The sequence below is a fragment of the Ferrigenium sp. UT5 genome (assembly GCF_045866295.1).
Lineage (GTDB): Bacteria > Pseudomonadota > Gammaproteobacteria > Burkholderiales > Gallionellaceae > Sideroxyarcus.
In genome coordinates this window covers 1-665 of record NZ_BAAFRY010000067.1, presented here as the reverse complement: position 1 = coordinate 665, position 665 = coordinate 1, and the positions used below count along the sequence as shown (strand labels likewise).

General features: G+C 52.6%; 1 protein-coding gene. It reads right to left on the bottom strand.

Going from position 1 to position 665, the window contains the following annotated elements:
* Nucleotides 1-110 precede the first annotated feature (110 nt).
* Nucleotides 111-542, bottom strand: coding sequence for an IS200/IS605 family transposase (gene tnpA, locus ACKTSJ_RS11165; RefSeq protein WP_407900245.1), 432 nt, complete (start codon nucleotides 540-542; stop codon nucleotides 111-113).
* Nucleotides 543-665: the final 123 nt, after the last annotated feature.

Here is a 665-nt window from a genome sequence, read left to right as displayed (position 1 = left end):
AGTAAGTATCCCCCGGCAAAGCCGGGGGCTTTATTTTGTGAGCCGCTCAAAGCGGCTTAACGTGGTCGCTTACGCGGCCCCTGCTCTTGTGGCCACCTGAAGGTGGCTGGTCAGCGCCATAGGTTCATCTGGTCTATGCGCTTGTCTTCTTCCTCTTGGTGGCGGATGTACTTTCGTATCATTTCTTCGTCTCGGCCTACCGTTGATACGAAGTAGCCCCTCGCCCAGAAATGCTGTCCTACAAAGTTGCGCTTGCGCTCTCCGTACACCCGAGCCAAATGGATCGCGCTCTTTCCTTTGATATACCCCACCACCTGCGACACCGAATACTTCGGCGGGATCGATATCAGCATGTGCACGTGATCCTGCATCAGATGCCCCTCTTCTACCGTGCTTTCTTTGTACTTCGCCAGCTTCCTGAATACCTCTCCAAGGTGCGGCCTCAACTGTTCGTACAATGTTTTCCTTCTACATTTCGGAATGAATACCACATGGTATTTGCACTCCCATTTGCTATGACTTAGGCTTTCGCTGTCGTCCATCTCGATTCTCCTTTCTGCGTGTGCTTGGCGGCTCACGTCTGGAGTTTCGCTGATGGACTCCCGTATATGTCAAACTTTTACTGCCACCCCGGCATAGCCGGGGGATTTCCCTTCATGGGTTAA